Source organism: Streptomyces cinereoruber (assembly GCF_009299385.1).
In the GTDB taxonomy this organism is placed as follows: Bacteria; Actinomycetota; Actinomycetes; order Streptomycetales; family Streptomycetaceae; genus Streptomyces; species Streptomyces bikiniensis.
Genome location: NZ_CP023693.1, coordinates 4,275,648 through 4,287,997, shown reverse-complemented (window position 1 = coordinate 4,287,997; position 12,350 = coordinate 4,275,648). Strand labels below are relative to the sequence as shown.

Sequence of the window (12,350 nt, the reverse complement as noted above, 5' to 3'; positions counted from 1 at the left end):
GTCATGCGGAAGGGCGGCGGGCCGGGGTCTGGGCCTGCCGCCTTTCCTTTGGCATGATCAGGGGCCGTCGGAACGTACGTTCCACAGGTCTTCACAGGGAGTACGGGGGGTGGACAGGTGATCGTGACGGTCACCCTCAACACGGCGCTGGACCTCACCTACCGGGTCCCCGCGCTCACCCCGCGCGCCTCCCACCGGGTCACCCAGGTGATCGAGCGCCCCGGCGGCAAGGGGCTCAACGTGGCCCGGGTCCTCGCCGCCCTCGGGTACGAGACCGTCGCCACCGGCTTCGCGGGCGGCGCCACCGGGGCCGTCCTGCGGGACGGGCTCGCGGCGACCCCGGTCCGGGACGAGCTGGTCGAGACGGCCGGATCCACCCGCCGCACGGTCGCGGTCGTCGACGCCGCCGACGGGGACACCACCCAGCTCAACGAGCCGGGGCCGACCGTCACCGCCGCCGAGTGGGACGCCTTCCGGACCCGCTTCACCGCGCTCCTCGACGGCGCCGCCGCCGTCGCCCTCTGCGGCAGCCTCCCGCCGGGCATCCACGTCGGCGCGTACGCGGAGCTCGTCCGGCTGGCGCGCGCCGCCGCCGTGCCCGTCCTCCTCGACACCAGCGGCGAGCCGCTGCGGCGGGGCATCGCCGCCCGCCCCGACCTGGTCAAGCCCAACGCGGACGAGCTGGCCCAGCTGACCGGCGCCCGCGAACCCCGCCGGGCCACCCTGGACGCGCGGCGCCGGGGCGCCCACGCGGTGGTCTCCTCGCTCGGCCCCGAGGGCCTGCTCGCCGCCACCCCCGAGGGCCTGTGGCGCGCGGCCCCGCCGGCCCCCGTCAAGGGCAACCCGACGGGCGCGGGCGACTCGGCCGTCGCCGGCCTGCTCTCCGGCCTGGTCGACGGCGTCCCCTGGCCGGACCGCCTGGTCCGCGCGGTCGCCCTCTCGGCGGCGACGGTCCTCTCGCCGGTGGCCGGGGAGTTCGACGCGGGGGCGTACGAGGAGCTGCTGGGACGGGTGAAAACGACGGAGGAGACCCCGTAGGGCCTCCTCCGTCAGAACCTCGTGAGCGCGCGCGTCAGCGCTTGCCGGTCTGTCCGGCCTCCAGGTAGACCTGGTCCAGGATCGCGTCGCAGGAGTCGCCCGGCTCGCAGGAGATCTTGAGCGAGTTGCTCGTCCCCTTCTTGAGCTTCACGTAGGAGTAGGTGTAGGTCCACCCCTTCTCCCAGTCGCCCTCGGGAGCCTGCGCCCAGTTGTTCATCCGGATCTCGCGGGGCTGCTCGCCGTTGACCGTCAGCGAGGTCTTCGCGTCCTTGCCGGGCACGCTGTACACGATCCGGAGCGTGTAGTCGCCGCTCTCGGGGACCTCCACGGTCCAGCTCGCGGAGCCGCCCTGGCCGTTGAAGACCACGTAGGCGCCGCCCGGGCCCTTCGCGCCCTTCACGGCCGTGTCGAGCTTGGCCGGGCCGCCCAGCTGGAGGGTGGCCGCGTCCTGCCTCGGCAGGTCGGTCGGGGTCGGCGTGGGCGAGCTGGGTTCGCCGCTCGGGGTCTCCGACGGCTGGGAGGACGCCGTCGGCGTGGGCGTGGTGCCGCCCGCCTTGTCGTCCTCGGGGTCCTTGTTCATGTTGGTGATCACCGCCGCCGCGATGCCGAGCACCACGACCGCGACGACCGCGACCGCGCCGATCAGCAGGCCCCGCGTGTTGGGGCCCCGGCCCGAGCCGCCGCGCTGCGGGGGCGGCGGGGTCTGGCGGGGCGGCTGGCCGCCGTAGGTCTCGGGCGCGGCGTACTGCGCGTGCGGCTGCCCGTACGGCGCCTGCTGCTGCGGCGGCACGTACGGCTGCGCGTGCTGCTGGCCGCCGCCGTACTGGCGGCGGTCGCCGACCGTTCTGACCTGGTTGTACGAGGTGCGGGGCACGCCCGGCTGAGCCTGGCCGGGGCCGGGGTAGCCGTAGCCGCCGCCCTGCGGGGGCTGCGCGCCCGCCGCCCGCCCGTCCTCGTACAGGTAGCCGAACGGATCGTCGTCCTCGGGCTTGTTCGAGCCGTCGTTACCGGCAGCCATCCGGGTCATCCTCTCCATGCTCGCCAGCCGTCGCCGACCGGGCGAGCCTACCCCGAACGGACCATTCCCCGACTCGGACCCTTGACCCGGAAGGGGGTGACGTGCACGTCAGCCGGCCCGGCGGTGGACCTTGGCGCGGGAGCGTTTCTCCACGTACATGCGCTGGTCGGCGGAGTTCAGGACCTCCTCCACGGACATCCCGCACTCGGCCCAGCCGATGCCGAAACTGGCCCCGACGCGGACCGCGCGCCCGTCCACCCGGATGGGCGGGATGATCGCGTTCCGGAGGCGTACGGCCAGGTCGGCGGCGTCGGCCGCGCCGAGGCCGTCGGCGAGGACGACGAACTCGTCGCCGCCGAGCCGGGCGACGGTGTCCCCGTCCCGGACGCCGGTGGTGAGCCGCCGGGCCACCTCGATGAGGACGGCGTCGCCGGTGTGGTGCCCGAAGCGGTCGTTGATCGACTTGAAGCCGTCGAGGTCGCAGAAGAGGACCGCGAGCCCCTTGGTGCCGTCGTCGGTCTCGCCGCCGGAGGGGGCCGTCATGTGGACGTGGTGGTCGTACGGGCCCGCGCCGCCCGCCGGCTCGAAGCCGAAGCCGTGCTCGTGTTCGTGCTCGTACGGCTCGTAGCCGGGGACCGGCCCGGGGCCGTGTCCGTACCCGTAGCCGTCGCCGTACGCGCCGGGGGCGTCCGCCGGGCGTTCGCAGAGCCGGGCGGAGAGCCGGGAGCGCAGCTCGGCGCTGTTGGGGAGGCCGGTGAGGGCGTCGTGCGAGGCGCGGTGGGCGAGCTGGAGCTCGTGGCGCTTGCGCTCCTCGATGTCCTCGACGTGGGTGAGGAGGAAGCGGGGGCCGTCGGCGGTGTCGGCGACGACCGAGTTCCGCAGGGAGACCCAGACGTAGGTGCCGTCGCGGCGGGCGAGCCGCAGCTCGGCCCGGCCGCCCTCGGCGGAGGTCCGCAGCAGGGTGCCGATGTCCTCGGGGTGGACGAGGTCGGCGAAGGAGTAGCGGCGCATCACGGAGGCGGGCCGGCCGAGGAGCCGGCACAGGGCGTCGTTGGTGCGCAGGAGCCGGCCGTGCTGGTCGCCGCCCATCTCGGCGATGGCCATGCCGGAGGGGGCGTATTCGAAGGCCTGGCGGAAGGATTCCTCACTGGCACGGAGGGCCTGCTGCTCCCGTTCGAGCCGGACCAGGGCCCGCTGCATGTTGGAGCGGAGGCGGGCGTTGCTGATGGCGATGGCGGACTGCGAGGCGTACATCTGGAGCGCTTCCTGGCCCCAGGGGCCGGGGTGCCGGCCGTTGCGCGGGCGGTCGACGGATATGACCCCGAGGAGCTCGCGGCCGGAGCCGGAGGCGTACATCGGGGCGTAGAGCCGGTCGTGGGGGTGCCACTCGTCCTCGAAGCGGGGGGCGGGGCCGTCGGTGTGCCACTGGGGGACGTCGTCGTCCAGCAGGACCCAGCCCTCGGTGTGCGGTATGAACCGCAGGTCGCCCCAGGCGACGCCCATGGAGAGGCGGCGCTCCCAGGCCTCGCGGGAGCCGACCCGGCCGGTGATCAGGGCCTCGGCGGCGGAGCTTCCGGCGAAGGCGGCGACGACGAGGTCACCGTCGGGGCGCACGAGGTTGACGCAGGCCAGCTCGTAGTTGAGCCCGGCGACCACGCCGTCCGCGACGGTCTGCAGGGTGTCCGCCAGGCTGCGGGCGGTGTTGAGGTCCGTCACGACCTGATGCAGCTGCCGCAGGGTCGAGAGACGGACGTACGGCTCCGACTCGGTCTCCATCGCTCGCCCTCCCCGAGACCTCGACAGCAACTCCAGGGTTCTGATCGGCTTCCTGTTGCACGTTGGCGTTTCGATATGTACTGCGATTGCCACTGAATCACAGTGAGCTGCGCAGCCGGTACACAGGGTCAACAAATACTGGCCGCTGTGACTCAAGTCACAGCAGGTCACGGCGGGTCGCACGGGGTCCGGCGGGGCCCTCGGCCGGGCTTCCGGCGGGGCCTTCCGCCGGGCCTCCCCCGGGGGTCCTAGGACCGGCGGGGGTGGGGACCTGGTCCCCCCGCCCGATGCGGCCGCCGGGCCGCCGTCCTAGCGTCGGGAGGGTGCTGCAGAAGACCGTCTCCCCGCCTCCCGTGACCGACCTGGCGATCCCCCATGCTGAGGGGGTGAGCAACGAAGAGTTCCGGGCGGCGATGTCCCGCCTCGCGTCGGGCGTGGTCCTGGTGACCGCGCACGACCCCGACGACGGTCCGCGCGGCGAGGACGTCGGCATGACGGCCACCGCCTTCACGTCGGTCTCGCTCGACCCGCCCCTGGTCCTGATCAGCCTCCGCAACGGCTCCCGCATGGACGACCTGCTCTCCGAGGTCCCCGTCTGGGCGGTCTCGGTGCTCTCCGAGAACCAGCGGCACGTCGCCGGGCGCTTCTCGATGAAGAACCGCGTCAGCGACCGGCTCCTCTTCGCCGACGTGCCGTACGTCCGGGGCGAGGCGAGCGGCGCTCCCCTCATGGGCGGCGCGCTCTCGGTCCTGGAGTGCCGCACCGAGAACCGCGTCGTGGCCGGCGACCACACGCTCGTGGTGGGCCGGGTCCTGACGGCGGGCGTGTCCCCGGCGGACGGCAGCGGGCCGCTGACGTACTTCCAGGGGAAGTACCGGCAGCTGGGCTGAGGGCCCTGACGCACTTACGGGGGCCGGGCCGGCGCCCCTCGGGGGCTCAGCCCCAGTCGCGGGACCGCCGGATGCGCTTGGTCTCCGAGCGCTGCTTCTTCTCCCGCAGCCGCCGCTCGTTGATGCCGCGCGGGATCTTCGTCGGCCGGCGGGGCTTCGGCGGCGGGGCCGTCGCCTCGGCGAGGAGGGCGGCCAGGCGGACCGCCGCCGTCTCGCGGTTGCGCCACTGCGAGCGGTGCTCCGAGGCCCGTACGGTCACGACGCCGTCGACCAGGCGGGAGGCGAGCCGCTCCAGGGCGCGGGCCTTCCACACCTCGGGGAGCGCGTCGGTGGCCGCGAGGTCGAAGCGGAGCTCCACCCGCGAGTCGCTGGTGTTGACGTGCTGTCCGCCCGGCCCCGACGAGCGCGAGAAACGCCACTGGAGCTCGGCCTCGGGGAGCGAGACGGAGCCGCGGATGGGATAGGGACCGGACATGCCCCCCATGTTCCCCGCACTGGGCCGTCGGAGTCATCCTGATTTCCGTCCGGGACGGTCCGGGGCGGAACGGGAACCGTCGGGGGGCCACGCGCGTTTCTCCAGGCGACGACACCACGATGAAAGGGACTTTCCATGGCTGTGAGCCTGTCCAAGGGCGGCAACGTCTCCCTGACCAAGGAGGCCCCCGGCCTCACCGCCGTCACCGTGGGCCTCGGCTGGGACGTCCGCACCACCACCGGCACGGACTTCGACCTCGACGCCTCCGCGATCGGCGTGGACGCCGCCGGGAAGGTCGCCTCCGACGCCCACTTCGTCTTCTTCAACAACAAGTCCACGCCGGACCAGACCATCGTCCACACCGGTGACAACCGCACCGGCGAGGGCGGCGGCGACGACGAGCAGATCAACGTCAACCTCGCGGCCCTCCCGCCGAACGTCGACAAGATCGTCTTCCCGGTCTCCATCTACGACGCGGTCTCCCGCTCGCAGAACTTCGGCCAGGTCCGCAACGCGTACATCCGCATCGTGAACCAGGCCGGCGGCGCCGAGCTCGCCCGCTACGACCTCTCCGAGGACGCGGCCACCGAGACGGCCATGGTCTTCGGCGAGCTGTACCGCAACGGCGCCGAGTGGAAGTTCCGCGCGGTCGGCCAGGGCTACGCCTCGGGCCTGGAGGGCATCGCCCGCGACTTCGGCGTCAACCTCTGACGTCCGGCCGGATCTCCTGACGTCCGACCGGACCCTCTGACGTCCGGTCGGGACTTCTGACGTCAGACCGGCCCGCGGGCCGGCACTCCGACGCCGGTCTCCGGAACCACACGTGTGGTTCCGGAGACCGGCGTCGTCGTTTCGTTTTGAACAAGTTTCCCGCGAACCCTCCCCGAGGAGGCGTTTCCCCCTCTAACGTGCGCCTCTTCGACCAGCTGAACGACCCTGTGGGGGGATCGATGTACGACAACGGCGAAGACGGCGGAGAATCCGGAGTCCGGAGCGGAGACGGACGGCGGCGCGGGCGGGGGGCCCGGGCGGCCCGACTGGTACGGCAGACGCTGGCGGGCCTGGCGCTCGTCGGCGTCACCGTCGCCTGCGGGCCCGTCACGACCGGCGACTCCCCCGCCTCCCCGACCCCGGTCCCCACCTCGGCGGCACCGACGCCGACCCCGACTCCCACGCCGAGCCCGTCCACCGCGGAGTCCACGCCCAGCGCCACGACTCCCCCGCCCACCACCGAGGCCCCCGCGCCGCCGAAGGCGAAGCCCACGACCCCGCCGCCGGCGACGCCGAAGGCGACCCGGGCCCCGAAGCCCACCACCGAGGCGCCCGCGCCGAAGCGCACCACGGCGGCCCCGACGGCGGCGGCCGAGGCCACCTGCGAGATCGTCTCCAACGCCGGAAACTGCTACAGCGCGGGCCAGTTCTGCCGGAAGGCCGACCTGGGCAGGTCCACGCACGCGGCCAACCGGCGCATGATCCACTGCGTGATGGACGGCGACCGCGCCCGCTGGAAGTACTGAACCGCTGACGCGGTGAAGGGGCCCGCCGGTGTCTCCGGCGGGCCCCTTCGCCTTGTCCGGGCGAGGCCTTCACCCCGCCCGCGCACGGCTCGTCAGGGCCGTTCCGGCCGCCCGTCCCCGTACAGCCACACGTCCCACAGCCCGTCGAGGTCCTTCCCCGCGATCTCCTCCGCGTAGGCGGTGAAGTCGGCGGTGGAGGCGTTGGCGTGGCGGTACTTCTCGGGCCAGCCGCGCAGGATCGAGTCGAAGGTCCCGTCGCCGACCGTCTCGCGCAGCTTGTGCAGGACCATCGCGCCGCGCTGGTAGACGGGCGGGGCGAAGAGGTTCGCGGCGGTGGGCGGGGCGGCCGGCGGGAAGGCCCAGTTGGCCTCCTGCGCGAAGGCCCGCTCGAAGGCGGTGCGGGCCGGGACGCCTCCGTACTCCTCCGCGTACAGCCACTCCGCGTACGTCGCGAAGCCCTCGTTCAGCCACAGGTCCCGCCAGGTCGCGGGGGACACCGAGTTGCCGAACCACTGGTGGGCCAGCTCGTGGGCGAGGGTCGTCCGGTCGAAGGAGGAGGCCGGGAAGACGGGCCGGGTCTGGGTCTCCAGGGCGTATCCCAGGGTCCCGTCCTCGGTGACGACCGCCCCGGCGGCCGAGAAGGGGTACGGGCCGAAGCGCCGCTCCTGCCGGGCGAGGAGTTCGGGGATCTCGGCCCGCAGCGCGGCGGTCCGCGCCGCGACCTCCGGCTCGGCGGCGGTCAGCACGGGCACGGTGCCGAGGGCGGTCGCCGTCCCCGTCTCGTACCGCCCGATCATGACCGTCGCGAGGTAGCTCGCCATCGGCTCGGGGGTGTGCCAGACGGTGGTGACGCGCCCGTCCGGCTCCGTGCGCCGCTCGGTCCTGACGCCGTTGGAGAAGGCGTCGGTCCCGGCGGGGACGGTGAGGGAGATGTCGTACGCGGCCTTGTCGGAGGGGTGGTGGTTGCCGGGGAACCAGGTCGCGGAGCCGGCCGGTTCGCCGACCGCGACGACCCCGCCGTCGGCGTCGCGCAGCCAGCCCTCCTCGGAGCCGTCCGCGTCCGTGATCCGCTCGGGCACGCCCGCGTACGTGACGGTGGCGCGGAACTCGGCGCCCTTCCGGATCTCCTCGCGCGGGCGGACCGTCAGCTCGTTCCCGGCCCGGTTGTGCGCGGCGGGCGCACCGTCCACGCGCGCGGCGCCGACCGCGAGCCCGGACAGGTCGAGGTTGAAGGCGCTGAGGTCCTGGGTGGCGCGGGCGGTGATCTCGGCGGTGCCGTCGAGCCGCCCGGTGTCCGGGTCGTAGGCGAGGGAGAGGGCGTAGTGCCGCACGTCGTAGCCGCCGTTCCCGAGCTTCGGGAAGTACGGGTCGCGGAGCCCGGCGGCCCCGGGGGCGCCCCGGACACCGGTGGCGCCGGCGCAGCCGCCCGCGAGCACCGCGAGGACGGCGAGGAGGGCGGCGGCTCCGGTGCGGGTCCGGTGACAGTGGCGGTGACGGCGCTTCACGGACCGATCGTAAGCAGCGGGAGTGCGGGAAAGGCCGTGGCGCCCGGCGGGGGGTCCGGGCGCCACGGCCGGTCAGGAGGAGCGGCCGGTCAGGAGGAGTGGTTACCGTCCGAGGGAGGCGACGCCCGCCCGGGCGAACTTCTCGTCCAGGTCGCCGGAGGGGGCGCCGGCGACGCCGATGCCGGCGACGGGCGCGCCCTTGGCGGTGACGGGGGCGCCGCCGGCCAGGAAGAGGGTGTTCGGGATGTCCTTGAGGGTGGGGGCGTTGGTGAGGCGCTTGGCCAGCTCGGAGGTCGGGGCGTTCCAGGAGACGGCGGTGTACGCCTTCTTCACGGCCGACTCGTAGGACTGCGGGCCGGCGCCGTCGCCGCGCAGGGTGACGAGGGTGTTGCCGTTGCGGTCCACGACCGCGACGGAGATCCGCTGGTTCTCCTTCTCGGCGGCCTTCAGGGTCGCCTGCGCGGCCTTCGTCGCCGCCTCGATCGTCAGGTGCGTCGACTGCTGGAGGTTGCCGTCGGAGGCGTCGGCGCGGACGGCGGCGGGGGCGGCGGCCGGGGCGGAGGCGTTCGCGGAGACCACGCCGAAGGTGCCGGCGGCGATGACGGCGGCGGCGGTGGCACCGAAGAGGATCTTCTTCATGGGGAACTCCGTGGGATGAGTGGTCCGTGGGACGAGTGGTCCGTGGGGTGAGGGCGCCGAGCGATCCGTTCGTCCGTCTCGCTCTGTCATCCATCCTGTGGCCGCTCCCGGGGCCTCCCGGTCCACGGTCCGGCTGCCCTCCGGGAGCGCACCGGTGGACGGCCGGGTCAGCCGATCGGTCGATGCCGGACTGGTCCCACCGGGCCAGGATGGTGGGGCATGCGCAGGTCGGAACGGTGAGCGGAGCGGAAGGGCCGGGACATGGAGGAGGGTGTGGAGCGGGGCATGGAGCGGGATCCCGACGCCCGCTGGCTGGCGCGGATCATGCACACCGCGTTCTTCCTGCTGCTCGGCGCCTCGCTCGCCCGCTTCCTGCTGCGGCACGACTGGGAGGCCCGCAGCCCCTGGATCATCGCGCTCACCGGCGCCCTCGCCTCCCTCTACCTCCTCGGCCCGGTCCTCGGCACCCGCGCCACCCCCCGCCGCATCGCCTGGCTGGGCACGGTCGTCGCCGTCTGGGTGCTCCTCGTCGTCCTCGCGCCCAGCTTCGCCTGGTGCGCGGTGCCGCTCTTCTACACGGGCCTGCGCACCCTCCCGGCGCGCGCCGCGCTCGGCCTGGTCGCCCTGCTCACCGCCTTCGTGGTCTTCGCGCAGGTCCGGCTCGCGCACGGCGGCTGGGACCCGAACCTGATCGTCGCCCCGCCGGCCGTCGCCGCCCTGGCCACCGGGGTGTTCGTGTACGCGGACCGGCAGGCGGCGCGCCAGCGGGCCCTGATCGACGACCTGATCCGCACCCGCCGCGAGCTGGCCGCGATCGAGCGCCGCGAGGGGACCCTGGCCGAGCGGCAGCGGCTCTCCATGGAGATCCACGACACCCTGGCGCAGGGCCTGTCCAGCCAGCAGATGCTGCTCCAGGCGGCGGACCGCACCTGGGACGGCGATCCGGAGACCGCCCGCCGGCACGTCCGTACGGCCGAGTCCATCGCCGAGCGCAACCTCGCGGAGGCCCGCCGCTTCGTCCACGACCTCGCCCCGGCCGACCTGGCCGGGGGCGGCGGCCTGGAGGAGGCGCTGCGGGGCCTGGCCGCACGGGAGTCGGCGGCGTTCCGGGTGGACGGGGCGCCGGTGCCGCTGCCGGACCGGGCGCAGTCGGCGCTGCTGCGGATCGCGCAGGGCGCCCTCGCGAACATCCGGGAGCACGCGGGCGCGGACTCGGCCGCCGTGACCCTGACGTACCTCGACGACCAGGTGGTCCTGGACGTCGCCGACGACGGACGCGGCTTCGACCCGGCGGAGCGGCCGGGCGGGGTGCGCGGCCACGGGCTGCCCGCGATGCGGGTGCGGGCCGAACAGCTCGGTGGCACCCTGACCGTCGAGTCCGCCCCGGGCGAGGGCACGGTGCTCTCGGCCGCGATCCCGCTCTCGTCCGATTCGTGACGCCCCTGCCCGATCCCGCCCGCCCCGCCCTCCCTGGAGTCGTGATGTCCTCCGTACGGATCCTGCTCTGCGACGACCACGTGGTGGTCCGCGCCGGGCTGCTCGCCCTCCTCGGCAGCACCCCCGACATCGACGTCGTCGGCGAGGCGGGCAGCGGCGAGGAGGCGGTCGCGATGGCGGCGAAGCTGAAGCCGGACGTCGTCCTCATGGACCTCCAGCTGGGCTCCGGCATCGACGGCGTGGAGGCGACCCGCCGGATCGCGCCGACCGGCGTCCACGTCCTCGTCCTCACCACGTACGACACGGACGCCGACATCACCCGGGCGATCGAGGCGGGCGCGACCGGCTACCTCCTGAAGGCCGAGCGGCCGGAGGAGCTGTTCGCGGCCATCCACGCGGCCGCGCAGGGCCGCACCGCCCTCTCGCCGCCGGTCGCCAGCCGGGTCATGGACCGGATGCGGGGCGCGGCGGGCCCGAGCCTCACCGACCGGGAGCGGGACATCCTCGGGCAGCTCGGGCGCGGCCTCGGCAACCGGGAGATCGCGCGGGCCCTGTTCATCAGCGAGGCGACGGTGAAGACCCACCTGGGCCGGATCTACGCCAAGCTCGGCGTGGACACGAGGGCGGGCGCGGTGGCGGTGGCGAAGGAGCGCCGACTGCTGCCGTAGGGACTCCCCTTCCGCACGCCTTCGCGGGGCATTCGCCTCACACCTCCCCCTCCACTGCTACCGTGCGTTACTTCCCGACAGCACGGTGTCATGACCCCAGTCCCAGTGGAGCGCACGTGAAGCTCGCGATCGTCGGCGGCGGCCCCGCCGGCCTCTACCTCTCGGTCCTGCTGAAGCGGCGGGACCCGTCGCACGAGATCACGGTGTACGAGCGGAACCCGGAGGGCTCCACGTACGGCTGGGGCGTCACGTACTGGGCCGGGCTGCTCGACAAGCTGCGCGCGGGCGACCCGGAGTCGGCGCGGGCCGTCGCGGACGCCTCCGTGACCTGGACCGACGGGGTCGCGATCGTCCGCGACGAGCGGACCGTCCACCGGGGCGACGCGGGCTTCGGCATCGGGCGCCGGCGGATGCTGGCGCTGCTCGCGGACCGCGCCCGCGAGCTGGGGGTGCGGATCGCGTACGAGCACGACGTGACCGGCCCCGACGCGCCCGAGCTGGCGGACGCGGACCTGGTCGTCGCCGCCGACGGGGTGAACAGCGCGCTCCGCGAGGCGTACGCGGACCACTTCGGCAGCGAGGTGACGAGCGGCCGCAACCGGTACGTCTGGCTCGGCACGACCAAGGTCTTCGACTCGTTCAGCTTCGCCTTCAAGGAGACGGAGCACGGCTGGATCTGGTGCTACGCCTACGGCTTCAGCGGCGAGCGCTCCACCTGCGTCGTGGAGTGCTCCCCGGAGACCTGGACCGGCCTGGGCCTGGACGCGCTCGGGGAGGCCGACAGCCTGCGCCTCCTGGAGAAGCTCTTCCACGACCTGCTCGACGGGCACGAGCTGATCGGCCGGGACCGGGCCGGGGAGCCCGCCCAGTGGCTCGCCTTCCGCACCCTCACCAACCGCGTCTGGCGCCGGGGCAACCTGGTCCTCCTCGGCGACGCCGCCCACACCACGCACTACTCGATCGGCGCGGGCACGACCCTGGCCCTGGAGGACGCGCTCGCCCTCGCGGACGCGCTGCACTCCCCCGCGCCGGACCTCGACACGGCCCTGACCCTGTACGGGAAGCGGCGCCGCGCCGAACTCGTCTCCGCCCAGAGCGCCGCCCGCTACAGCGCCCGCTGGTACGAGAACCTGCCCCGCTACATGCGCCTGGAACCGGCCCGGATGTTCGCCCTCCTCGGCCAGCGCCACTCCCCCCTCCTCCCGCACGTGCCGCCCCAGCTCTACTACCGCCTCGACCGCGCCGCCGACAGCCTGGAACCCCTCCGCCGCCTCAAGCGCTGGCTGGGGCCCCGGGTGGCGAGGGCGGTGCACGGACGCGATCGGTGAGCCGGGGCGCGTACGGGCCGGGCCCGGGGCCGGGGCCGTACGAACCGGTCCCGGGGCCG

At 74.1% G+C, this 12,350-nt stretch carries 12 protein-coding genes; 7 read left to right on the top strand and 5 right to left on the bottom strand.

The window, feature by feature from the left end; translation table 11 throughout:
* The first annotated feature begins 117 nt into the window (after positions 1 to 117).
* Positions 118 to 1,038: a 1-phosphofructokinase family hexose kinase gene (locus tag CP977_RS19280; RefSeq protein WP_062753213.1), complete on the top strand. Its 921-nt coding sequence runs from the start codon at positions 118 to 120 to the stop codon at positions 1,036 to 1,038.
* Between the two features lie 34 nt (positions 1,039 to 1,072).
* On the opposite strand, the gene CP977_RS19275 is transcribed toward CP977_RS19280, so the two are convergent.
* Together CP977_RS19275 and cdgB are read right to left on the bottom strand one after the other, a co-directional pair.
* Positions 1,073 to 2,056: a carbohydrate-binding protein gene (locus tag CP977_RS19275; RefSeq protein WP_062756946.1), complete on the bottom strand. Its 984-nt coding sequence runs from the start codon at positions 2,054 to 2,056 to the stop codon at positions 1,073 to 1,075.
* 108 nt (positions 2,057 to 2,164) lie between these two features.
* Positions 2,165 to 3,832 (bottom strand): diguanylate cyclase CdgB, encoded by a 1,668-nt coding sequence (gene cdgB, locus CP977_RS19270; RefSeq protein ID WP_062753216.1) that lies wholly within the window; start codon positions 3,830 to 3,832, stop codon positions 2,165 to 2,167.
* 323 nt (positions 3,833 to 4,155) lie between these two features.
* On the opposite strand from cdgB, the gene CP977_RS19265 reads away from it, so the two are divergent.
* Entirely contained in the window at positions 4,156 to 4,722 is a 567-nt protein-coding gene (locus CP977_RS19265) for a flavin reductase family protein (RefSeq protein ID WP_062753218.1), read from the top strand.
* A 46-nt stretch (positions 4,723 to 4,768) separates the two neighbouring features.
* Here CP977_RS19265 and arfB read toward each other — a convergent pair whose 3' ends face one another.
* Positions 4,769 to 5,206, bottom strand: coding sequence for an alternative ribosome rescue aminoacyl-tRNA hydrolase ArfB (arfB, locus tag CP977_RS19260; protein ID WP_109185051.1), 438 nt, complete (start codon positions 5,204 to 5,206; stop codon positions 4,769 to 4,771).
* A gap of 126 nt (positions 5,207 to 5,332) precedes the next feature.
* Here arfB and CP977_RS19255 point away from each other — a divergent pair, with 126 nt between their 5' ends.
* Together CP977_RS19255 and CP977_RS19250 are read left to right on the top strand one after the other, a co-directional pair.
* A complete protein-coding gene (locus CP977_RS19255) occupies positions 5,333 to 5,908 on the top strand; it encodes a TerD family protein (protein WP_062753223.1) in 576 nt (191 codons plus the stop codon).
* A 239-nt stretch (positions 5,909 to 6,147) separates the two neighbouring features.
* Entirely contained in the window at positions 6,148 to 6,714 is a 567-nt protein-coding gene (locus tag CP977_RS19250; RefSeq protein WP_152370549.1) for a hypothetical protein, read from the top strand.
* A 92-nt stretch (positions 6,715 to 6,806) separates the two neighbouring features.
* Here CP977_RS19250 and CP977_RS19245 read toward each other — a convergent pair whose 3' ends face one another.
* Together CP977_RS19245 and CP977_RS19240 are read right to left on the bottom strand one after the other, a co-directional pair.
* Positions 6,807 to 8,219 (bottom strand): M1 family metallopeptidase, encoded by a 1,413-nt coding sequence (locus tag CP977_RS19245; RefSeq protein WP_152370548.1) that lies wholly within the window; start codon positions 8,217 to 8,219, stop codon positions 6,807 to 6,809.
* 102 nt (positions 8,220 to 8,321) lie between these two features.
* Positions 8,322 to 8,858 carry a GlcG/HbpS family heme-binding protein gene (locus tag CP977_RS19240; RefSeq protein ID WP_062753230.1) on the bottom strand — a complete coding sequence of 179 codons (537 nt, stop codon included), beginning with the start codon at positions 8,856 to 8,858 and terminating at the stop codon, positions 8,322 to 8,324.
* A gap of 285 nt (positions 8,859 to 9,143) precedes the next feature.
* Here CP977_RS19240 and CP977_RS19235 point away from each other — a divergent pair, with 285 nt between their 5' ends.
* The 3 genes from CP977_RS19235 to CP977_RS19225 all read left to right on the top strand — a co-directional run bounded on the left by CP977_RS19235 (position 9,144) and on the right by CP977_RS19225 (position 12,291).
* Positions 9,144 to 10,295 carry a sensor histidine kinase gene (locus CP977_RS19235; RefSeq protein WP_229991419.1) on the top strand — a complete coding sequence of 384 codons (1,152 nt, stop codon included), beginning with the start codon at positions 9,144 to 9,146 and terminating at the stop codon, positions 10,293 to 10,295.
* A 44-nt stretch (positions 10,296 to 10,339) separates the two neighbouring features.
* A complete protein-coding gene (locus CP977_RS19230) occupies positions 10,340 to 10,963 on the top strand; it encodes a response regulator (protein WP_152371596.1) in 624 nt (207 codons plus the stop codon).
* A gap of 116 nt (positions 10,964 to 11,079) precedes the next feature.
* Positions 11,080 to 12,291 (top strand): FAD-dependent monooxygenase, encoded by a 1,212-nt coding sequence (locus CP977_RS19225; RefSeq protein WP_152370546.1) that lies wholly within the window; start codon positions 11,080 to 11,082, stop codon positions 12,289 to 12,291.
* Positions 12,292 to 12,350 lie beyond the last annotated feature (59 nt).